This window comes from Bacillus cereus group sp. BfR-BA-01330, from assembly GCF_022663885.1.
In the GTDB taxonomy this organism is placed as follows: Bacteria; Bacillota; Bacilli; order Bacillales; family Bacillaceae_G; genus Bacillus_A; species Bacillus_A cereus.
In genome coordinates this window covers 1,090,539-1,111,394 of sequence record NZ_JAKUGK010000001.1, presented here as the reverse complement: position 1 = coordinate 1,111,394, position 20,856 = coordinate 1,090,539, and the positions used below count along the sequence as shown (strand labels likewise).

Here is a 20,856-nt window from a genome sequence, read left to right as displayed (position 1 = left end):
TGGACCTACCGGAAGTACTGGACCTACCGGAAGTACTGGACCTACCGGAAGTACTGGACCTACCGGAAGTACTGGACCTACCGGAAGTACTGGACCTACCGGAAGTACTGGACCTACCGGAAGTACTGGGTCAATAGTTACAACAAACTCTATGTTCGCTAATAATACATTAGGTGGTCCCATCTCTGTGATATTAGGTGGAACTAATATTCCTCTTTCTAATAACCAAAGCCTCGGTAATTTTACAGTTAACGCCTCAAACGATATATTTACAATTCCTGTAACCGGAAGATATTATTTAACCTATCAAGTTAATACGACAACTGCTCTACTCGCTGGAACAAGACTACTATTAAACGCTTCTACTCCACTTCCTGGTTCTATTTTTTCTCCCGCTATATCAACTTCAAATTATAATAATAATTTAATTACTAATTTAATTGCCGGTAATACAATTTCACTTCAATTATTCGGCGTATTATCCATCGTTAATTTGGTTGGAGGTGGTTCAACAGGTGCCTCTCTAACAATTATACGAATCGATTAAAAAATGATTCATTCTTTTTCTAATAAACATTATTAAATACTAAGTCTGTCATAACAAAAATTTCCCAATTATTTCATAAAAGTGATGACGCATTAAAGAACAAATTGCACTATATTCATAGTAGAAACTATCTATACTAAATTTTCCGTATATATATTATCAATTTACACTGACTTCCACCGATGTTACATTAAATATGAAAACAGTTTCTCTTTTACGAACCATCTCAATACGTATTTGAGAAACATACTCCAATCCTATACGCGAGAGCAATACTATGTTGACACTCAGATGAGTGTCTTTTTTTGTGAGTGATAAAAAATAAAAACCATCTCTTATAGATGGTTTTATCTTTTGTTACTATAAATGCACACTCATGCAGTTGGATAATAAATTGTCATGCTTAATCGAGTCAAAGATTCTCCTAAATTATGATAAGAGTGTGATCTATCGGCCTTAAAACGAATTGAATCTCCACTATTTAATGTATATTGACAGTTATTCACTTCTACTGTCAATTCACCTTCAAATACCGTAATAAATTCTTCTGCGCCTTCTTTATGCCCTTCTGAACTTAATTTCCCTTCTGTTTCTATTTCTACTGTATACATTTCAAAATGTCTATCATCTTGAAAAGGAAAAGAAGGATACACTTTATATTTTCCATTGTCTTCAGACAATGCTTGAATATCTTTTCTTAAGATCACTTTCGTATCAGGCTGAGGATTGTTGATTAAAGAGGTAAAAGAAACTTTCAAGCCATTTGCAATCTTCCATATTGTTGTTAGTGTCGGGCTTGATTCGCCTCTTTCAATTTGTCCAATCATCGTTTTACTCACACCTGTTAATTGGGCAACTTTTTCCAAACTTAATTTTTCTTTTTCTCTTATAGTTTTTAAATTTTTCGCCAGTATTAGTTGAATTTCTTCCATAAAAAAACACTCCCATACTATATACAATATAACGACCATTTTGTATAATAAAAAACATACTTTATATTGTTCTTTTTGATCATTATAACATACACAAATGATTAGGGGGTTTTCACATGCCTATATTTTCTTTTTTATTATTTGTTTTTATAAGTAGCTTCACACCCGGCCCTAACAATTTTTTAGCGATGACATACGCAAATCAACACGGATTAAAACAGAGCATGAAGTTTTGCTTTGGAGTATCTTTCGGTTTTTTCATCCTCACTTCTTTATGTAGTTTCTTTAATGTTTTACTACTTAATATCTTACCCATAATCGAATTCCCTTTAAAAATTTTAGGTGTAGCGTATATGTTATATTTAGCTATTAAAATACTTACTAGTAAAAGCAGTACGAATCCCGGTGAAAAAGATAATAAAAATTTATTCACAGTGGGGATTTCTCTTCAATTCGTTAATCCTAAAGGGATATTATTCGGACTGACTGTAGTATCGACTTTCATAATCCCTTACTACAATTCATATTCAAGTTTTATACTTTTTTCATTATTTTTAGGTGTAGTCGGTTTAATGAGTACATTTAGTTGGAGTTTATTTGGTTCAATATTCCAAAAATTATTAGTGAAACATAACCAATTATTTAACATCATTATGGCCGTTTTATTAGTTTTCAGTGCCGTTTCAATCGTTATACACTAATTCAATGCTCATTTTAGATTTTGCACTTTTTAATACCACTCTTCATCAATCAGACTACTTTATATACTAATCTATCCACATACCCTATATGTTTTAAAACTTTTAAGTGGAAACCTTCTAACAATTGGTTTCCTTCCATATCATATTAAATAAGAAGCAGGTTAAATACGGAGGTGATTTTGATTAAGACTACTCTAATTTCTCATTTTTACAATGAAGAATATTTACTTCCATGGTGGTTAATGCACCATACAAAGCTATTTGATCACGGCATTCTTATTAACCGTGGATCCACTGATCGGTCAGTTGAAATCTGTAAAATTTTCGCTCCTAATTGGGAAATACGAAACTCAAAATCACTCGAATTTGATGCTTATTTAGTTGATCAAGAAGTTATGGAAATTGAAAGAGAACTTACAGGATGGAAAATGGTATTAAATACGACAGAATTCCTATGCTGTTATAATAAAGAACAATTTTTTAAATCACTTAACACCATGGGCGGCAATATGTTTTCCATAAGAATGATTATGATGATTGATGAACCGACTCATGACTACACTAATCCAAGATATAGTTCTCCGCTTGTTAAACAACGTTATCACGGCATAATAATTCACCCTAATCCAAATCAACTATATCTTAACGGTAGATTAATTCACAATAATTCGCACGGGAACTATAGAGTCGGAAGACATGGTTCGCATTATCCTTATAGCATTTACATAGAACCTGCTTTTATTTTTAAATTTTTTTATAGTCCATGGAACGATGCAATGAAAAAACGAAAATTACAAATTGGACCGACTCTTTCTCAACACAGTGTACAGCGTGGACTAGGTTCTCATCACTTAACAACAATTGAAAAATTAGAAACAAAATACAAATTCTATGCAACTTTAACTACGGACCTCCGGTTATTCCCAGAATACCAAATTATATTTCCCGACCTTTATCCTTAATGTCATGAATATTTAGTTTCCACATCCATCCGTTTTTTATTAACATACCAACTCCAACTAAATATGTTTCTCTAGTAGAAATCCGAGCTAGGACTCTCGCTGCACGCAGATTCCTCTTATTTAATATCGTATCACCAGCCTATAATCTTTCATACCATTTCATTGAGCACCTGATGTTGGATCAGAAATAAAAAATGGTAATTCATTTGGAAAATTTTAAATTTCAGATTATATACCTTCTAAAACAAAGAATTCAAATAATAGAACCTAAACTAATGTTTTAAGTTATGGCTTTATTTTTTCTTATTATTCACTTTAAAATCTTTTTATAATAATATTGAAAAATACAGTATAATATAAACTACTGTTCTTTGGGAGGGTTATAATGTCTGATAAGTATAAATTTTTCATTCTTATTGTTACCGCATCTTTTTCTTTCTTTTCCTTAATAAAAGATTTCCGAAACACTTCAAAAAGTTTTTTTTGGGGTAGTTTTGTAATTCTTACAAGCTTCATAATACTTTTAACACTCGCTTTAGATTTAAATCAAATACTCCTATATTCAACGCAAATTGCGCTTGAGATTATTACAATACCACGTAAATTATTTCTACCATCTGTCACTGAAGCCGCTATTATTTGCTAAAAAAGTATTTTAATTTTCTTATGTATGCCAAAATATATTTTGGTAAATTTGACACACATTTATATCAAACAAGCATATTTTATTGTATGGTAACTATCTAATAATACAGATTTTAAATTTTTATAAGATTTTTTTATTTTTAATTAAAAATTTACAACATTCTAAAACAGTATGCACATAATATCCTCAATTCCCTTTTTCAACATGAAACTTGTCTCAGAGCGCCTTTAAAAGCGCTCTTTATCTTTAATAAAGGTTTTATTAAAATTTAGGTTAAAAATTAATACCCTATAGTCATGATAGCTATTTACTGTTTCCAAAATAAGTTGCATTAATAATATAGAAATGAAATACCTATAAAAATTATTACTTTACTATTTCTTTAAACATGCTAGTGAGGTGATTTCGATAGATTATCAAAACAAAGATATGTTCATTAACTTTTCACTTTTAGATATTAACCGTATTATTCTCCCACATTCTCCTACTGGACCTACTGGGCCTACCGGTTCTACCGGTTCTATTGGTTCTACTGGTTCTACTGGTTCTACTGGTTCTACTGGTTCTACTGGTTCTACTGGTTCCACTGGACCTACCGGGACTACCGGTTCTAACGGTTCCACTGGACCTACTGGGGCTACTGGCTCTACCGGTTCCACTGGGGCTACTGGGCCTACCGGTTCTACTGGTTCTACTGGTTCCACTGGACTTACTGGCTCCACTGGACCTACCGGGGCTACTGGCTCCATTGGTTTCACCGGTTTCACTGGTTCCACCGGGCCTACTGGGGCTACTGGACATACTGGCTCTACCGGTTCCACCGGGCCTACCGGGGCGGCTAGTGTAGGATTAACAAACTATCTATATGTTTTTGATACTACTAACCAATCAATCGCAGTGGGAAGTAGTGTTACTTTTAACACAAATGGACCTATAACAGGAACTGCTCTTAGTCACATCACAGGTACTGGAAATATTATAATTAATACACTAGGAACATATGTAGCAGAGTTTCAATTACAAGCTTCTCGCGAAAACCAATTCTCCCTCGAACTAAATGGTACACCAATTCCAGGTGGGCGTTTTGGTACGGGGTCACCACATACAATCAATCAAGGTACTGCTGCTTTTACCGTAACAATTGTTCCTTCAACCTTGACTTTAATAAATAACACCTCTTCAGCAGGTACTATCACTCTCTCAAATAGTGATGGTGGCTCTTTAACAAATGTATCTGCAAGTATAAGTATTTTTCAGGTCGGATAATTAATTGGGTTAGAAAAGTGATTCATAAAATTTACAAATATAAAAAATGAGGCTTCTCTTTTCTAGAGAAACCTCATTTTTTATATTAAATTTTAAACTGACTCGTATACAAATCAAAATAAAACCCTTTATCTTCCATGAGAGATTCATGATTCCCTCTTTCTAAAATATTTCCATCTTTTATAACAAGAATTTGATCTGCTTTTTCAATTGTTTTAAGTCGATGAGCGATCACAAAACTTGTGCGACCTCTCATTAAATTATTTAGTCCTGCTTGTATTTGTAATTCTGTTCTTGTATCAATATTTGATGTCGCTTCATCGAGAATTAATATATCTGCATCTGCTAAAATTGCTCGTGCAATCGCAAGAAGTTGTTTTTGTCCTTGACTTAAATTCGATCCTTCTGAAGCAATTTCTGTTTCATATTGATTTGGCAAATGCTTAATAAAAGAATGTGCAGATGCTGCCTTAGCTGCAGTGATAACTTCTTCATCACTAGCATCTAAGCGTCCATAACGGATATTATCCATAATCGAACCAGCAAATAAATACGTATCCTGTAAAACTACTCCTATTTTACTTCGTAAAGAATTAATATCATAATCTTTTATATCTTTTCCATCAATATGAATTTGTCCTTGCTGTATATCGTAAAAGCGAGTTAACAAATTAATGATTGTTGTTTTCCCTGATCCAGTCGGACCAACTAAAGCAATTGTCTCTCCTGGCTGCGCTTTAAGACTCACTTCTTTTAAAATCGTTTTATTTTCTGCGTAGCCAAATGAAACATTCTCAAGTGCAACATGCCCTTGTAAATTTTGTACAACGAATGCGTCTTTTTTATTTTGAATTTCTGGTACCTCATCCATAATTTCAAAAACACGTTCTCCACCAGCAACTGCCGCTTGAATTGTATTCATTAAAGTCGCAAATTGACTTAGCGGTCTTGAGAATTGACGAGAATAATTAATAAAAGCCGCAATAACTCCTACTGTTGTCATTCCGTTTAAGACCATAACTGATCCAGTCCCAATGACAAGGCCCATACCTAAATTATTAATAAAGTTCATACTTGGAAAAATAAAAGCTGAAAATGTATCAGCCTTCGTAGCTGAAACTCTTAGCTGTTCATTAATTTTATTGAAATTTTGTACAGTTTCTTTTTCTTTTCCGTACAACGTTGTAACATCCGCACCTGTAATTGCTTCCTCAATAAATCCATTTAATTCACCTAAATCTTTTTGACGCTTCGCAAAGTTTTTACCACTATATGCAACTAGTTTTTTTGTAACGTAAAACATAATAGGTACTGTAATTAAAGTTACAATTGCTAAAATCCAATTTAAGGCGAACATTGCAATCGTTACACCTATAAAAGTTAATGCTGATGAAATAATTTGTACAACGCTTTGTGTCAAAGCTTGATTCAAATTATCTATATCATTTGTCACACGGCTCATTAAATCACCTTGAGAACGCACATCAAAGAACCGTAAAGAAAGCGTTTGGATTTTCTCAAAAATATCTTGTCGTATTTTTTGAATTGTTTTTAATGCAACGTTAATCATGACAAACGTTTGTAACCATGTTAAAAGTACAGTTACACCATAAATCGCGATAAGTAACATACACATTCTTGCTGTACCACTTAAATCTTTCGGTACAATATATTGATCTATAATAACTCCCATAAAATAGGGACCTAATAATCCAAGTAATGTAGTAACAACGACTAGAAATATAACAAACATAAGAGCAGCTTTTTGATAGCCCATATAGTTCCATACCCGCATTACAGTTCCTTGAGCATTTTTAGCTTTTCCCATCTTTGGGGTGTTTCGTCCACCTTTATTAGCAAATTGCCCTTGAAAATTACGCATGTTCTTCCCCACCTTCTTTATCTAAATTACCACCTTGGGAAAGATAAATTTCCTGATAAACCTCACTTTGTTCTAACAATTGTTCATGTGTACCATTGCCAACTAATTCACCATTATCTAATACAAGTATTTTATCCGCATCCATTATGGAAGAAATTTTAGACGCAATTAATAAAGTTGTTGTGCCTTTATATTTTGTTTTTAAAGCTATTTGAATAGTAGCCTCTGATTTTGCATCAACTGCTGATGTAGAATCATCTAATATGAGAATCGGTGGCTTTCTCACAAGTGCCCTTGCAATTGATACACGTTGTTTTTGTCCACCTGATAGATTTGTCGCGCCTTGTGTTAAATTATATTGATAAGATTCTTCGAGCTTATTGATAAACTCAGTCGCACAAGCTGATGCAGCTGCTACTTCCAGCTCGTCATGTGTTGCATCTTCTTTACCATAACGTAAATTTTCTTCTATACTGCCTGAGAACAACAACGCCTTCTGAGGTACAAACCCTATTGAAGCACGGAGTTTTTGCAAATCATATTTTTTAACATCTATTCCATCTATACATATTTCACCATGATCCACATCATATAGACGTGGTAACAGTTTCGCTAAGGTAGATTTACCACTTCCAGTTGATCCAATAATCCCTACTTTTTCACCTTTTTGTATGCTAAACGAAATATCTTTTAAAACGTATTCATTATTTTTCGTATAGCTATAACTAACATTTTTAAATTCGATATTTCCTTCAATTTTCTCAGGTTCGATCGCATTCGCTTCGCTTATAATATCAACCTCGGTATTTAACACTTGCTGTACACGATCCGCAGATGGAAAAGCTCGCGCAATTTGAATAAATACCATGCTAATCGACATAAGTGACATTAAAATGATATTCAAGTAATTAATAAATGCCAAAATCGCTCCTACTTGAAGCGTTCCATCGAATACTTTTTCTCCACCAATCCATAATGTTGCGACAATCCCGCCACTTACAACTAGCATAATGATTGGCATCATTAAAGAAATAAGTTGCACAGCTCGAATATTTATCTTCGTTAAATTTGTATTTACATTTCCAAATTGAGCGATTTCGTATTTTTGTCTTACATACGCTTTTATAACACGCACACCAGATAAATTTTCTTGTAGCTTTGTATTCACTTTGTCTAATGCCTCTTGCACCTTTTTAAATGTACCACTTGCTTTACTTGCAATTAAAATAATCGCAAGTAATAAAATCGGAACAACTACAAGTAATATTGGAAATAACTCTCGCGCTGTTACAAAAACAATAATTATACTTCCGATAAATAACAGTGGACCACGAACGAGAACACGTAATGTCATCGTCATTGCCGATTGAATGGAAGTGATATCATTTGTCACGATCGTTAATAATTTACCTGTTCCAAATGAGTCCCGATTATTACTAGAAAATGTTTCTATTTTCGCAAACACATCTTTTCGTATGTCTGTAGCGAAATTAACAGCTGCTTTTGTAGAATACATCATACACCCAAGCCCTCCAACTAAACCGAGTGCTGCTGCTCCTATCATAAGAAGCCCCATTTTTATTACATAATTTAAATCCCGATTTGCAATCCCAACATCAATGATATGTTGCATAATAGTCGGTTGAATTAAGTCCATCGCAACCTCAAGTACCATAAATAGCGGCCCAATAATAGCGAAGAACATGTATGGTTTTAAATACTGTAATAACTTACGAAATGATTTCATACATAATCTCCTTTTCCCATGAAATTACCACTGAATAATTCATATCCTTCCTTATTTAAGCTATATATTTTGTAATTTCTTTATTACTTCTATTATATTATGTAAATTAATATTTAACATTATTAAATGATAAGTATTAATGACTTTCTAGTCAATAAATGTGCTTTATATTATATAAATACAAAAACCGCATTCTTAATAAAAAGAATACGGTTTTTCATCTATATTTCTTCAATTGTAAAATGTAAAAACTCAGTCTCAAATCCCTTATTTTTAGAAGGACTACACGTGTAAAAACCTATTTTAACAGGCTCCTTCCCTATATCCTCCATTAAATGAGCGATTCTTATTTGTTCCCATTGATGGCCCTTTTTCACATATATTGTATAATCACCGCTTTTTCGAATAATTCGAAAACGAAGTTGTTGCTTAGCTGCTTCAGTTGGATAATCTTGCGTTGACCAGTCAGAATATCCATTATTCGTTACGACAGCACCTAAGTGAGATGGCCCTTCAGGGATATATTCTAAAGATGTTTTTAGCCAACAGTTCTCCGAAATCATAACAAAAAGACCTGCTTGATCGAATTTTGAATTTGGATTCATACGTAACTGAACTTCAGCTTGAAAGTCTGTCATCATCTCATTATAAAATACATGACCATTCATTACTTCAAAACCATAATGTGTTTTAAGCCAAAAATCAGTTTCTGCTTTCGAACGGACAATAAACGCATGATTATCATTAATTTTATAGTATTCAGGTACATTCATTATAGTGAGTTGCTCAATATGTTCTGGTATATACGATATATTCATAGCTCCTCCATAATAAAGCATTTATATAGACATTTAAAACTCCGCTAATACTGGGAATTTATAACCTTTAAAATCTAACTCTTTATCACTTCGAACCATTAAATACTTGCTAGACTGTACTTCTGTAAACTGTACATCCTCAACCCCTAATTGATCCGGAGAAAAATAAAATTCGATTTCCGTAAACCTTTCATTGATTTCTCCACATAATTCATCTAAAACCGGAAGTACTGGCGCAAATACTCCAAATAATTTTAACTTTTCATTTTCTACTTCATAAACGATTAGAGCATCTAGTTTCTCTGAATAATACAATTTCTCACTCCATTCCGAATCATACATATTCAAATAAAATGAAGGATGGAAGTTTAAAGTTGAAAAACTATTTGAAAGTCTTTGGCTACTATCAATAGTTTCATGTATTAACTGTCTATTCTCTATATTATAGTAATCTAACTTTTTAAGTAGTGAATCGTTATTATTAATATTTTTATCATATGGTATAGTCATCAAATATTCCTGCACAACTTTAAATCCAAATGCTGTATATAGTTCAGGGTTTTCCGTAAACAATAATGCACATTCACATTTCTTATCGATTTCTTCTATCATTTTACCCATTAATTGTGTCATTAACCCTTGTCTACGAAAATTAGGGTGTGTCATTACTGATTGAATACCCGCTGCATTTATTTTTTCACCATTAATTAATAATGGGAGTGAAAATGCCGCAACATTTGCAATCACTTTATCTTCTTGTAAAAATGATAAAGCTTTATATGTATCATCCCAATATCCTTTATCCGAAAAATCATTCAATGTTTGAGTTGTAATTCCAAACACTTCTTCAAATAAAGGAAATAACTGCTCTCTTTTCGGTTCTTCTATTAGAAGACTTGCCAATTTTTCAACATTCCCCATGTTGTACCTCCAAATGTTAAATTCCATTAAATTAGATATACTTATATGACCTACTCTTAAAAATAGAGGTCTTACCAATCAATATACTATCACAAAACATAAAAAAAAAGTCTAATTAATTTTATGTTTTGACTATTTGAAAATAAGTCGAATAAAACGATATTAAGATTTCTGGATATTAATTAGTTTATTATACAAAAATAGCGCTTTCTAATTAGCTTTTACTAATAGAAATACACTATTTATAATAAAATATTTTTAGTCTTTTATTCCTTCAAGTCTTTCCTTCGTATTAATTTCTTCTCCACTTATACGCTTTTCAAAAGACTTTCTCCAACTACATGAAAGTGCATTTACTTCTAATATCCTTTTTACCCCTTCAATATTTTGTTTTTCCTTATGCATGATACGATTAGCAAACGCTACTGAAACACCTTTTGGATCAGACTGTAGTTTTTTTAAGGTATCGACTGATGATACCCATCCTTCTTTTAATACACGAAAATAAAATCCTGTATATCCTGTTTCTTGAAAATATAGTGGTAACTTTGGAATATTATATTTTTTTGCTAATTTAAAACAAGGTTGCCTTGGTTGTGTTACCTGTACGATTGCCTGTCCTAGCTCAAACGTATCACCAATACAAACATCCTCTTCGCGCATACCACTAACTGTTATATTTTCTCCGAAAGCCCCATATACAAAATCTTGATTCAATTCTTTTTCCCAATATGGATAGTGATCACCAGTATAAACACAAACTGCTTTATCTACTCCTCCATGATGAACTAAATCAGCTTGTCCATCCCCATTAAATTTTACAAAGGATAAATATACCGGTTCCTTTACTTGTTTCTTATTTATGCCTGTATGAATTACTTTTCCGCCGTATGTAACCTCTTTTGGTAATCCTATATTTAAAGATAATAATTGATATTCATTAGCCATTCTATTTCCTCCTTTAAAGGTGTTACATGTATTTTCTCTCGATTAATTTTTACACCCCCCTCTGTTACATAAAGATGATTATAAAACCTCTAAAATCATTGTTCAATTCAATTATTTATATAATAATGATAGGTATAACCTATCATTATACTTGAGGTGATTCCAATCGAATTACGACAACTTGAATACTTTTTAGCTGTTTCAAAAGAATTACATTTCACAAAAGCGGCTGAAAAATTAAATATTTCACAGCCTTCACTAAGTCAACAAATACGTGCATTAGAGCATGAAGTAGGAATGCCACTTTTCGATCGAATTGGTAAAAAAATATCATTAACTGAAGCAGGGAAGATTTTATTATCACATAGTAAAACCATTTTTCATGAAGTCGAACAAGCTCGTTCAGCTATTCAAGACCTAAACGGATTACAGCAAGGTTCCTTAACAATAGGGGCTTTGTTAACCGTCGTAAATTATTTACTACCACCAGCTATTTTAAATTTTAATAATTTATATCCCAGTATAGAGCTTTCTGTATTAGGGCTTCGTACAGGAGATATTCGTGAAAAATTATTACAAAACGAACTAGATATTGGAATTACATTTCTCCCGGTGCAAGATAAAGAGATTATCTCCATCCCTCTATACAAAAGCGATCTTACATTGGTCGTGCCCACTGGTCATCGATTAGCTGAACGTAATCATGTATCTATTGCTGAATTACAGAACTACCCTTTAATTCTTTTACCTAAAAATTTCTTTTTAACCGAACTAATTACATCTCATTGTCAAAAGTTAAACTTTAAACCAAGGCCAATTTTAGAAATTAGTACGATGGAATCTTTAATCCAAATGGTTTCCAAAGGAATGGGAATTACAGTGTTACCCAAACCATATATAGACTTTTTACAAAATAAAAACATTCAAGCTATTAAAATAGAAAACCCTACTCCAATAATTGAAATAGGGCTAATTTATAGAAAAGATAAATATATGTGTGCTGCAACTCGAGAATTTATTGAGCAACTAAAAATCACAGTACGTTCTTTCCAAAACTAAACAAAAGAGATTATCCTATGAAACCGTTTCACAACAATTTAGTAGAATAATCTCTTTTCAAAACAAAGTAAACATTATATTTAACTCTTATAAACTTTAATGTACCTTTTTAGATATTGGAATATATTTAGTAAAATATGCACCAACTAGCAATAATACAATTGAAAATAACCAAGTAAAAGCACCGCCAAAATGAAACCAATATGCAAACATATTTAAGATTGCAAGTGAAAAGAAGCAAATAGAAGTTACCGCACTTTTCAATCCTTTTATCCCAGACTTTTTTCTCTTTTGATAAGCAATATACATCGCAATGACAAGAAAAAAGATAAGAACAAATGGTAACATAACCTTTAGTATTGATAATCCCTCCAGTATAAATGCACTCTTTACATCACCATCTTATCCCATTTATCTTTTAGGTATCAATTCATTCTTATCTTCCTTCCAAAAGTCAGTATAAGTTTTATTTTTAAAGTTCACGTTCACCTCAGAAAACGGCATACTTCCTCCAACTTTCAATGAATACCAGTCGTTTAAAAGTGGTGATCCGAAACAAATCTTCATTGTACGATCATGTAAATCGAATAATACAGAATGTAAAGTTCCAAACCATTCTTCATAGTTATGCACAGTAAGTCCAGCAGGATATTCTTCTTCTACTAACTTTTTTAAAGACTCTATGCTTACTTGTTCACATCTATTTAAATGCTCATGTAAAAGGTAATATCTCTTTGTTGATTGTTCTAATTTCCTATTATTTAATTTCTGAATTGATGAACTAACTGCATGGTTTGTTGATACAATAAAAGCTTGTTTTTCATCATCAATCATTATTGTGGATTTATGACCGTCAAATATTTCAATATATGCTGCATTTAAAGGATCAGCTATTATTAAATTAATATTACTAGCAATTGGGATTTCTTCTATTAGTAACTTAGCTTCCTGCACATTTTTACATTTCTCCAACAACAATCGAATTACCGCAAAACATTGTAAACCACTCACCATTGGCTTTCTTAAACCTGCAATATTTCCTACTGGTTGACCACATGCTGAAAATGTAACAGCTAATCCATGCTCGTTTATCCCTTCCGTTCGGCCAAAATATTGAGTAGAAAAGCCACTATGTGCATACCCACCTTCAACATGAGTTGAACAAAAACGCATATCATCTATTACTGGTGACAAATCATAATTCCTTAATACATATGTGTGCTCTAAATCGGTCTTTTTAGGTAATACTGCACAATGACTACAACCTGCTTTCAATAGTGTTTGATAGTAATACATCATATTTTTTGAAGGAATTTTTAACACTTCACAAAACCCCTCAATTTCTTCATTTATGCCTGGACAATGTTTGTTTAGTATATTTCTCGATTCTGTCCAATGGTTATTAGATATTACATTTTCTTCGTGTATAAATTGCGGGATGAGATACGGATTTTGTTTCACGAATTCCCCTTGTTGCTTTCCAATCTCATAATAACTTCCTTTTAATGATGAAAAATACCCCTTTACTTGATACATCAAACTCCCCCTCACATTGGATATATCCATATCGTACCAAATGGATTTCATTCATCCTTGATGTTTTTTACTATCTTTCTTTAACACCATCCCATTTTAATATCTCCACTAATAATTATTTACTAGACAATTAAAGTTTTGTTAATATTGCTGTAATAGCTTTATTTCAAAATAAAGTAGTTTGGATATCAAATGAGCAAAATACTTTGTTAAACCCACTTATAAGCAATCATCTAATTCATGAAATCAAAAAACTTATTTATCAAAATAAAAGGAGAATTTATGTATGAGTAGTTGCAAACCAATTGATAAATTAACTATTGAGGACCTAAAACAAAACCCCATTTGGGAATGGGGAATAGATGAAGAGGAACACGAAGAACATGACGAAACATGGGTAAAACCAGCGGCAACTACTAATTTTACAGAAGAATTAAACGGTTCAATCGTACTAGGCGAATTATTCTTACATAATGGTGAAAAATTCCCTATGATGTGTGAAATTGATATTGAAGGTGACGAGGCCGTAATTCGTTCTGTTGTTTATTATAAGGAAGCAAAAAATAAGTATATTGCTATAGAAGATATTGTGAAAACGGTCGAAATGCCGTTATCGATTATTATTAATCTTACAATTCATGCAGAATCTAAAACCTTACGCTTCACTGCACATAAAGTAGACATTTATAAAAATTCAATAACGACTAATTTTAATTAAAGTCGGCCGAAATAAAGAAAACAATTATGAAATACAAACTGGGGAGTCATTAACGATTCCCCAGTTTTTTAAACTATATTAAAGTATCCCCTTTTCCACTAAAGTCTCTGCAATTTGAACTGAATTCCAAGCCGCACCTTTTAATAGGTTATCGGAAACAATCCAGAGGTGGAATCCGTTTGGCGTATCAGGATCTTTACGTATTCTTCCGACAAATGTATCTATTTTCCCTTCTGCATATAATGGCATTGGATACAGCTGTTCACTAGGGTTATCCTGCAAAATAACACCTGGTGCATCCATTAGTATTCCCTTGATTTCCGCAACGCTTGCTTCTTTTTCCAGTTCTATATAAACCGATTCTGAATGCCCCGATACAACTGGAACACGTACACAAGTAGCTGCCATTTTCAAGTTTTCATCTTCTAATATTTTCTTCGTTTCTTGAATCATTTTGACTTCTTCAAAAGTAAAATCATTGTCTGTAAATATATCTACTTGAGGCAGTACATTAAATGCTATTGGATAATGTTTTTTATCTTTTTTCACCGGTAATATATCACTCTTCACTTCTTCACCTGCAAGTATAGACTTAGCCTGCTCTCGTAATTCATGAATCGCATGAATGCCAGAACCCGATACAGCTTGATATGTTGAAACGATAATTCTTTCTAAACCAAATGATTTTCGAATCGGCTGAAGTGCTGTTACCATCTGTAATGCTGAACAATTTGGAACTGCAATGATACCTTTATGCTGTTTTAAAGTGTGCGCATTCACTTCAGGAACAACGAGCGGTACACCTTGTGCCATTCGGTACTCACTTGTGTTATCAATTACAATCGCACCACTAGAAACTGCATGAGTTACAAATTGTCTAGATACTTCTCCCCCAGCGCTAAAAAAGGCAATATCTACACCTTCAAAGCTAGTTGTTTTTGCCTCTTGTATAATTATCTCTCGTCCTTTGAATCTTACTTTCTTACCAGCGGATCGTTTTGACGAAAGCAATGTAACTTCAACTATATTAAACTTCATTTCATTCTCTAACAGTTCAATAATTTTTTGCCCTACCGCACCTGTAGCCCCAACAACAGCTACATGATAGCCCTTTTTGATCATCTTTTCTCCTCCAATATTACCTGAATGAATATTTCTACAATTTCATTTTATACAGAATTTAATCATTTGGAAAATTAAAATACATGATATAATCATTCACAAATCATGATAATAAAAGAGGGATCGCTTATGGAAATGAGACATGTTAAAACATTTTGCGCCATTGTGAAGTATGGTAATTTTTCTAAAGCTGCGCACGCGCTAGGTTATGCGCAATCTACTGTTACAGCACATATGAAAGCTTTAGAGAACGATTTACATATTCCTCTTTTCGATCGGTTAGGGAAAAAAGTGCTACTTACAAAAGCCGGTCATCAATTTCATCCTTATGCATTAGAATTACTTTCAATATATGAAAAAGCGCAAGAAATCCCCCAAAATACAGATTATTTAGAAGGTACATTAAGTATTACATCTAATGAATCATTAGCGGTATACCGATTACCACAATTATTACGTACTTACAAACAGAAAAATCCGAAAGTAAATATCGTACTTGAAACGAACACAAATGAACAAGCATTACAAAAATTACGTGAAGGAGAAACAGACGTTGTCTTCATAATTGGAGAAAGTATAGAACATAATGATTTTATTACGCGTACTTTTAGTAATGAAACATTTGGATGGATTTTACCAGCTTATTCCGCTGCACATACAAATCCATTCCAGTTATTACAGGAAACCCAGTTCATTTTTACAGAACAAAGCTGCGGCTATAGGACAATGGTAGATCGTTTTTTACGTCAAAGCGGAAATATTCCAGCTAAAACATTTGAAACTTCCAATGTTGAAGTCATTAAACAATCCGTCATGTGTGAGTTAGGCATTTCAATTCTTCCTTATATCGTTGTACAGGAAAGTTGTCAAAAAGAACAACTATGTTTTCAGCCTATCGAAACTCCATCCGTTATTCAAAGTCATGTAATCTATCATAAATCCAGATGGATTTCCCCGGTGTTACAGTCGTTTCTTTCCTTACTTGAACGAGATTAAGATATTAAGAAGTACATTTAAAAAGAGTAATTGCCTAATAAGCAATTACTCTCTTACATTAATTAGTATATTATTTATTAGTCTGTCCGCCACCTGCAATTAATTTACTACCTGAATATGTACCTTTGTTCATAAACACTTGATTAATTAATTCTTTTTGCTCAGCTTCCGACATTACTCCTTTTCCTTCTCCTAAATTCCCACTTTGTAATTTCCAAATCTTATTGTGATCCCCATCAACCTTTTCATATTTTCCTTGTTTCCATCGTTCTAAAATTTCTACATATGTACTTCCCTGCACAAGATCATTACTCTTTACAATATCAATTAAGCTTTCAATCCGCTCTTGTGTAATAAAAATATAACCCCACTTTTGATCAGCTTTCGCTTTTTGATGTGCCATTTCATGTAATGCTGTCTGTATGTTCTCATCTGTCCATTTAAAATTTTTATTAAAACCACTATTTGGCAATGAATAATTGCCATTTTCTAAAATCTTTGCATCTTCTGCTTTTACGTTACTATCAGCTAATACTTCTACTGCTGGAGCAGCTGGTGATGCCTTTTTCGCAGCTGGTTTACTATTATTTAAATAATGCAGCATACCATATGTTAAACCTACTCCGATTACCGCCATACCAGCTATAACACCTATTATTTTCAAAAATGTTTTCATCTCGCTTGTTTCCTCCCAAATATCTCTGTTCTGACTACCTAATTATTTCTTATATAAAAACTGTTACTTCATTCAAAATATCGCATCGCATCCCCTATCATATTATTTATATATACTTCCTCATATTGTATTTCTTTTTCTTTAAAATTGAAAGATTATTCTGTTAAATAATGAAAATATTCTACAAATTTTTCCTTTATATTTATAAAGAAACAAAAAAACAACGAGCGCGTTCTACAACACTCGTTGTTTTTACTTTATGCACGATTTTCTTTTAACCACTTCGTAATAGCATCTAACCTCGAAACATCAAAACGTCTTTCTTCACACACATCCAATTTTTTTGAGTTTCTCACTATTTCTAATTCATTATTTCTTACACTTTTCGCCTCAATTAATTTACAATACCCATCTGTAACAGTATTTAAATTTTCATAATAACGCTGAAACGATTTTGATATATGTAAATGTTTTTCAAAGTTTCTTCTTCTTTTCGTCTCATCAGATACTTTCCGCTTTCTAAGTTCTGCATCGTTCGTATATAAATAAAAATATTGATCCGGAAAACCAATTTCCCTATTTATCATCTTTTCTTTATAAAAATTTTCTATTAAAGATAATGGCTGATTAAATATATCAAAATGAAAGCACCAATTATAACTAAGTGGTTGATATATATCCCCATCGAGTATTACTAATTCATATTGCTCTGACTTCTGAACAGCTATATTCCAGCGCTCAACTTGTTTTTCAAAATACCATGTTCTATGTTCATTTTTTGGCCTTTCAAATAAAGAATTCACTTCAGGTATTATATAAGCACCATAATTCTTTTCTAATTCACGGCACGTGGTACTTTTACCAACAGCGCTTGCTCCCTCAAATGCTATTATCCCCATAGTTTCCCCCTCTTTCATTAACTAAAATTTCGTTGTTTCGCTTTTCTTCCCCATAACTTTCTCCATAAAACAATTGAAGCGATAGTGAGCATGATTGTTGTAATGATACTACCTTCAATTCCGAACGTGCCTCCATGCAATGTTTCTGGTCCATTTGTTATAGACTTAAAAATTGGAGTAGAATATACAGTTGTGCCACTAACTGCAAAGCCATATACATTATATTGAGCCCAGTTCCAAATTGAGTGCCATGCACATATTCCCCACAGACCATCTTCTTTCAATACGTATAAAGCTGCGAAAACACCCACTAATATTATATTCGATATAGATAATATTGTAATTCCCGGATTAAGTAGATGAAGAAATCCAAATAAAAATGAAGTTACAATTATTCCAACCCATATACGACTTCTAACAGAAAGAACCGGGAATAACCAACCTCGTACAATAATTTCTTCCGTTGCCCCTTGTATTAAAAATGCAACTAGAGATCCTACTATTCCTACTATTACTGTTGAGGTAATATGTTGTACTTGCAATTTCACACTCCCCATTAATAATAGTAGAATAACTGGCGTTGAAATAAATACAAACCCTATTAACGCACCTTTTAAATACTTTCTCATCCATTTCTCTTTCCAAAAGCCAATGGATGAAAAAGGTCTTTTTTCTACAAAACGAACCCATATAAATAAAATAAATATAGCTCCGCCAAACGTTAACACCATTCTAACATTGTCATAAATACCTTTCATGAATATCGTTTCAGCTTTTGGTAAAAATAACATAAATAACATAAAAAGTTCGCCTAAAGTCAAAAATATAATGGCTAATATTACAGCAAAGACTGGATGCACCTTTTTTCTCCCTGCTTTTGCTGCTTCAATTATTATAAATGAATTATTTTTCACTTTCTTTTCTCCTTTTATAATATTTAACTACTAACAGTTAACAACCATATTTTACCATAAAAAATGCAATATTAATATTTACTCTAAGTTTTTCTTACATGATTTTGCATAAATCCAAATTAGGAATAATATATAAATAAAAGAGGTGCCTTTGTGCCTTTACTATTATCACCCAGATTACTCAGTGGTATTACCAGCACTTGCTATTTCCAACCATTTGTTGTAAGATAGTAATTAAGGTCAATTTAACACTATATTTTCTTTGCATATTATCAAGTATCAATCAGGACATTTTGTATTCCTTATGGGTTTTTGATAATATGTGAACTTTTATTTTCATTCAAATAAGGCCGATCATATTGTAATTTTTCTACTTTTAGGAGGCATTACCATGACATTAACAGGTAAAGTAAAATGGTTTAACAGCGAAAAAGGTTTCGGTTTCATCGAAGTTGCAGACGGTAACGATGTATTCGTTCACTTCTCAGCTATCACTGGCGACGGTTTCAAGTCTCTTGACGAAGGTCAAGAAGTTAGCTTCGAAGTTGAAGAAGGTAACCGCGGACCTCAAGCTAAAAACGTTGTAAAGCTATAATTCAAACAATAAAAAGGTTGTTACCAGCAAGGTTAACAACCTTTTTAATATATAACTAAAATTTTTTACATAAAAGGAGTGGTTACATGTATCGCAATCGAAAGAACGATGTAGCAGAAGTACCACCAGAACAAACCCCTGTTTGGGAATGTGAATCAGAGGATTGTTTAGGATGGATGAGAAAGAACTTTTCATTTGAAGAAGAGCCTAAATGCCCTTTATGTAAAAGTAGCATGAAAAGCGGAGAACGTTTATTACCTAAATTAGGTTAATTTATAATAAAAAAAACCTCTTTTAATTAAGAGGTTTTTTTTATTATAAATTTATGTTCTCAATATCAGTTCGTACTATAGAATACAATAATGCATCGTGTTGCTTATTTCCTTGATGAATATATCCACGCAATAGACCTTCCTTTTGGAAGCCAATTTTAGATAACATTCTACAAGAAGTATCATTTTCAGGATATGTAATAGCTCCAATTCTAAACAAACCTAAATCTTTAAATCCATAATCAATAATTTCTCGAGCTGCTTCCGAAGCGTAACCATTTCCCCAATAACGAGGATGCAGATCATATCCAATCTCAGATCGTTTACTCCATAATTGTAAATTGTTTAGTCCAATTGTTCCTATTAAAACGTTCGTTTCTTTTAACACAATTCCCCATCGTATTGCCTTTTTCTCAAAGTAATTTTTTGAAAAAGATTCGATCATACGTGAAGCTTGTCCAAACTCCGTAAAAGAATTCATACCGTAATAACACGTCACTTCATCCAATGAAAAGATTTCATATATTTTTTGACAATAAGATTGTTCTATTTCAACTAAACGTAAGCGTTCTGTTTCTAATATAGGAAATGCCATAGGATCACTCCTTTCTCTCTACTCATTCATTATATCAGAAAAAATATGTATAATTAGTAAAGTCCTTATTGTTCCATAAGTCAAACATTTCTAATGGCGCATTC

The 20,856-nt window shown here is 32.6% G+C and carries 23 protein-coding genes; 10 read left to right on the top strand and 13 right to left on the bottom strand.

Features of this window, described 5'->3' with window-relative positions; all coding sequences use genetic code 11:
- Positions 1-547, top strand: a 547-nt coding sequence (locus tag MR112_RS05705) for a BclA C-terminal domain-containing protein (protein ID WP_242244841.1), incomplete at its 5' end; no start/stop codon positions are given.
- A 374-nt stretch (positions 548-921) separates the two neighbouring features.
- Here the strand turns inward: MR112_RS05705 and MR112_RS05700 are convergent.
- Positions 922-1,479, bottom strand: coding sequence for a helix-turn-helix domain-containing protein (locus MR112_RS05700; protein ID WP_048657281.1), 558 nt, complete (start codon positions 1,477-1,479; stop codon positions 922-924).
- Positions 1,480-1,595: 116 nt separating this feature from the next.
- Here MR112_RS05700 and MR112_RS05695 point away from each other — a divergent pair, with 116 nt between their 5' ends.
- The 4 genes from MR112_RS05695 to MR112_RS29045 all read left to right on the top strand — a co-directional run bounded on the left by MR112_RS05695 (position 1,596) and on the right by MR112_RS29045 (position 5,054).
- Positions 1,596-2,180, top strand: a complete 585-nt coding sequence (locus MR112_RS05695) for a LysE family transporter (RefSeq protein ID WP_242244840.1) — start codon at positions 1,596-1,598, stop codon at positions 2,178-2,180.
- Between the two features lie 179 nt (positions 2,181-2,359).
- Complete coding sequence (locus MR112_RS05690) at positions 2,360-3,142, top strand: glycosyltransferase family 2 protein (RefSeq protein ID WP_211478113.1); 783 nt, start codon at positions 2,360-2,362, stop codon at positions 3,140-3,142.
- Positions 3,143-3,527: 385 nt separating this feature from the next.
- Positions 3,528-3,788 (top strand): hypothetical protein, encoded by a 261-nt coding sequence (locus MR112_RS05685; RefSeq protein ID WP_048657278.1) that lies wholly within the window; start codon positions 3,528-3,530, stop codon positions 3,786-3,788.
- 429 nt (positions 3,789-4,217) lie between these two features.
- Entirely contained in the window at positions 4,218-5,054 is an 837-nt protein-coding gene (locus MR112_RS29045) for a collagen-like protein (RefSeq protein WP_472926399.1), read from the top strand.
- An 85-nt stretch (positions 5,055-5,139) separates the two neighbouring features.
- Here the strand turns inward: MR112_RS29045 and MR112_RS05670 are convergent, their stop codons facing one another.
- From MR112_RS05670 to MR112_RS05650, 5 genes are all read right to left on the bottom strand, one after another.
- Positions 5,140-6,936 carry an ABC transporter ATP-binding protein gene (locus tag MR112_RS05670; protein WP_098128087.1) on the bottom strand — a complete coding sequence of 599 codons (1,797 nt, stop codon included), beginning with the start codon at positions 6,934-6,936 and terminating at the stop codon, positions 5,140-5,142.
- Positions 6,929-8,683: an ABC transporter ATP-binding protein gene (locus tag MR112_RS05665; protein ID WP_000834774.1), complete on the bottom strand. Its 1,755-nt coding sequence runs from the start codon at positions 8,681-8,683 to the stop codon at positions 6,929-6,931. The genes MR112_RS05670 and MR112_RS05665 overlap by 8 nt, the downstream gene beginning before the upstream one ends.
- A gap of 221 nt (positions 8,684-8,904) precedes the next feature.
- A complete protein-coding gene (locus MR112_RS05660) occupies positions 8,905-9,501 on the bottom strand; it encodes a DUF1349 domain-containing protein (RefSeq protein WP_001027675.1) in 597 nt (198 codons plus the stop codon).
- 33 nt (positions 9,502-9,534) lie between these two features.
- Positions 9,535-10,422 carry a GNAT family N-acetyltransferase gene (locus MR112_RS05655; RefSeq protein ID WP_242244839.1) on the bottom strand — a complete coding sequence of 296 codons (888 nt, stop codon included), beginning with the start codon at positions 10,420-10,422 and terminating at the stop codon, positions 9,535-9,537.
- Between the two features lie 258 nt (positions 10,423-10,680).
- Positions 10,681-11,370: an MOSC domain-containing protein gene (locus MR112_RS05650; RefSeq protein ID WP_001262990.1), complete on the bottom strand. Its 690-nt coding sequence runs from the start codon at positions 11,368-11,370 to the stop codon at positions 10,681-10,683.
- Positions 11,371-11,526: 156 nt separating this feature from the next.
- On the opposite strand from MR112_RS05650, the gene MR112_RS05645 reads away from it, so the two are divergent.
- Positions 11,527-12,429: a LysR family transcriptional regulator gene (locus tag MR112_RS05645; RefSeq protein WP_242244838.1), complete on the top strand. Its 903-nt coding sequence runs from the start codon at positions 11,527-11,529 to the stop codon at positions 12,427-12,429.
- A gap of 96 nt (positions 12,430-12,525) precedes the next feature.
- Here MR112_RS05645 and MR112_RS05640 read toward each other — a convergent pair whose 3' ends face one another.
- Positions 12,526-12,777 (bottom strand): hypothetical protein, encoded by a 252-nt coding sequence (locus tag MR112_RS05640; protein WP_000936604.1) that lies wholly within the window; start codon positions 12,775-12,777, stop codon positions 12,526-12,528.
- Between the two features lie 63 nt (positions 12,778-12,840).
- On the bottom strand, positions 12,841-13,965 hold the full coding sequence (locus MR112_RS05635; protein WP_242244837.1) for a C45 family autoproteolytic acyltransferase/hydrolase: 1,125 nt from the start codon (positions 13,963-13,965) through the stop codon (positions 12,841-12,843).
- Positions 13,966-14,251: 286 nt separating this feature from the next.
- Here MR112_RS05635 and MR112_RS05630 point away from each other — a divergent pair, with 286 nt between their 5' ends.
- On the top strand, positions 14,252-14,683 hold the full coding sequence (locus MR112_RS05630) for a hypothetical protein (RefSeq protein ID WP_242244836.1): 432 nt from the start codon (positions 14,252-14,254) through the stop codon (positions 14,681-14,683).
- Between the two features lie 78 nt (positions 14,684-14,761).
- Here MR112_RS05630 and MR112_RS05625 read toward each other — a convergent pair whose 3' ends face one another.
- Positions 14,762-15,805 carry an aspartate-semialdehyde dehydrogenase gene (locus MR112_RS05625; RefSeq protein WP_000591709.1) on the bottom strand — a complete coding sequence of 348 codons (1,044 nt, stop codon included), beginning with the start codon at positions 15,803-15,805 and terminating at the stop codon, positions 14,762-14,764.
- Positions 15,806-15,934: 129 nt separating this feature from the next.
- On the opposite strand from MR112_RS05625, the gene MR112_RS05620 reads away from it, so the two are divergent.
- Positions 15,935-16,801 carry a LysR family transcriptional regulator gene (locus MR112_RS05620; protein WP_000425898.1) on the top strand — a complete coding sequence of 289 codons (867 nt, stop codon included), beginning with the start codon at positions 15,935-15,937 and terminating at the stop codon, positions 16,799-16,801.
- Between the two features lie 70 nt (positions 16,802-16,871).
- On the opposite strand, the gene MR112_RS05615 is transcribed toward MR112_RS05620, so the two are convergent.
- The 3 genes from MR112_RS05615 to MR112_RS05605 form a co-directional block, all read right to left on the bottom strand.
- Positions 16,872-17,477, bottom strand: a complete 606-nt coding sequence (locus MR112_RS05615; RefSeq protein WP_000846978.1) for a PRK06770 family protein — start codon at positions 17,475-17,477, stop codon at positions 16,872-16,874.
- A gap of 257 nt (positions 17,478-17,734) precedes the next feature.
- On the bottom strand, positions 17,735-18,394 hold the full coding sequence (locus MR112_RS05610) for an ATP-binding protein (RefSeq protein ID WP_226368446.1): 660 nt from the start codon (positions 18,392-18,394) through the stop codon (positions 17,735-17,737).
- Entirely contained in the window at positions 18,394-19,290 is an 897-nt protein-coding gene (locus tag MR112_RS05605; protein WP_000794822.1) for a CPBP family intramembrane glutamic endopeptidase, read from the bottom strand. The genes MR112_RS05610 and MR112_RS05605 overlap by 1 nt, the downstream gene beginning before the upstream one ends.
- A gap of 391 nt (positions 19,291-19,681) precedes the next feature.
- Between MR112_RS05605 and cspD the strand changes: the two genes are divergently transcribed.
- Positions 19,682-19,885 (top strand): cold-shock protein CspD, encoded by a 204-nt coding sequence (gene cspD / locus MR112_RS05600; protein ID WP_000176366.1) that lies wholly within the window; start codon positions 19,682-19,684, stop codon positions 19,883-19,885.
- An 86-nt stretch (positions 19,886-19,971) separates the two neighbouring features.
- The gene (locus MR112_RS05595; RefSeq protein WP_000286203.1) at positions 19,972-20,157 is read left to right on the top strand and encodes a cold-shock protein; all 186 of its coding nucleotides are present in this window, start codon (positions 19,972-19,974) and stop codon (positions 20,155-20,157) included.
- Positions 20,158-20,200: 43 nt separating this feature from the next.
- Here the strand turns inward: MR112_RS05595 and MR112_RS05590 are convergent, their stop codons facing one another.
- Positions 20,201-20,752, bottom strand: a complete 552-nt coding sequence (locus MR112_RS05590; protein ID WP_000885397.1) for a GNAT family N-acetyltransferase — start codon at positions 20,750-20,752, stop codon at positions 20,201-20,203.
- Positions 20,753-20,856 lie beyond the last annotated feature (104 nt).

Excerpts from the sequence above, each read along its gene's own strand:
- MR112_RS05700 (WP_048657281.1), bottom strand. The coding sequence starts at position 1,479 with ATGGAAGAAATTCAACTAATACTGGCGAAAAATTTAAAAACTATAAGA.
- MR112_RS05590 (WP_000885397.1), bottom strand. The coding sequence starts at position 20,752 with ATGGCATTTCCTATATTAGAAACAGAACGCTTACGTTTAGTTGAAATA.
- MR112_RS05630 (WP_242244836.1), top strand. The coding sequence starts at position 14,252 with ATGAGTAGTTGCAAACCAATTGATAAATTAACTATTGAGGACCTAAAA.
- MR112_RS05670 (WP_098128087.1), bottom strand. The coding sequence starts at position 6,936 with ATGCGTAATTTTCAAGGGCAATTTGCTAATAAAGGTGGACGAAACACC.
- MR112_RS05665 (WP_000834774.1), bottom strand. The coding sequence starts at position 8,683 with ATGAAATCATTTCGTAAGTTATTACAGTATTTAAAACCATACATGTTC.
- MR112_RS05625 (WP_000591709.1), bottom strand. The coding sequence starts at position 15,805 with ATGATCAAAAAGGGCTATCATGTAGCTGTTGTTGGGGCTACAGGTGCG.
- MR112_RS05695 (WP_242244840.1), top strand. The coding sequence starts at position 1,596 with ATGCCTATATTTTCTTTTTTATTATTTGTTTTTATAAGTAGCTTCACA.
- MR112_RS05640 (WP_000936604.1), bottom strand. The coding sequence starts at position 12,777 with ATGTTACCATTTGTTCTTATCTTTTTTCTTGTCATTGCGATGTATATT.
- MR112_RS05595 (WP_000286203.1), top strand. The coding sequence starts at position 19,972 with ATGTATCGCAATCGAAAGAACGATGTAGCAGAAGTACCACCAGAACAA.
- MR112_RS05620 (WP_000425898.1), top strand. The coding sequence starts at position 15,935 with ATGGAAATGAGACATGTTAAAACATTTTGCGCCATTGTGAAGTATGGT.
- MR112_RS05660 (WP_001027675.1), bottom strand. The coding sequence starts at position 9,501 with ATGAATATATCGTATATACCAGAACATATTGAGCAACTCACTATAATG.
- MR112_RS29045 (WP_472926399.1), top strand. The coding sequence starts at position 4,218 with ATGTTCATTAACTTTTCACTTTTAGATATTAACCGTATTATTCTCCCA.
- MR112_RS05655 (WP_242244839.1), bottom strand. The coding sequence starts at position 10,422 with ATGGGGAATGTTGAAAAATTGGCAAGTCTTCTAATAGAAGAACCGAAA.
- MR112_RS05615 (WP_000846978.1), bottom strand. The coding sequence starts at position 17,477 with ATGAAAACATTTTTGAAAATAATAGGTGTTATAGCTGGTATGGCGGTA.
- MR112_RS05635 (WP_242244837.1), bottom strand. The coding sequence starts at position 13,965 with ATGTATCAAGTAAAGGGGTATTTTTCATCATTAAAAGGAAGTTATTAT.
- MR112_RS05610 (WP_226368446.1), bottom strand. The coding sequence starts at position 18,394 with ATGAAAGAGGGGGAAACTATGGGGATAATAGCATTTGAGGGAGCAAGC.
- MR112_RS05650 (WP_001262990.1), bottom strand. The coding sequence starts at position 11,370 with ATGGCTAATGAATATCAATTATTATCTTTAAATATAGGATTACCAAAA.
- cspD (WP_000176366.1), top strand. The coding sequence starts at position 19,682 with ATGACATTAACAGGTAAAGTAAAATGGTTTAACAGCGAAAAAGGTTTC.
- MR112_RS05685 (WP_048657278.1), top strand. The coding sequence starts at position 3,528 with ATGTCTGATAAGTATAAATTTTTCATTCTTATTGTTACCGCATCTTTT.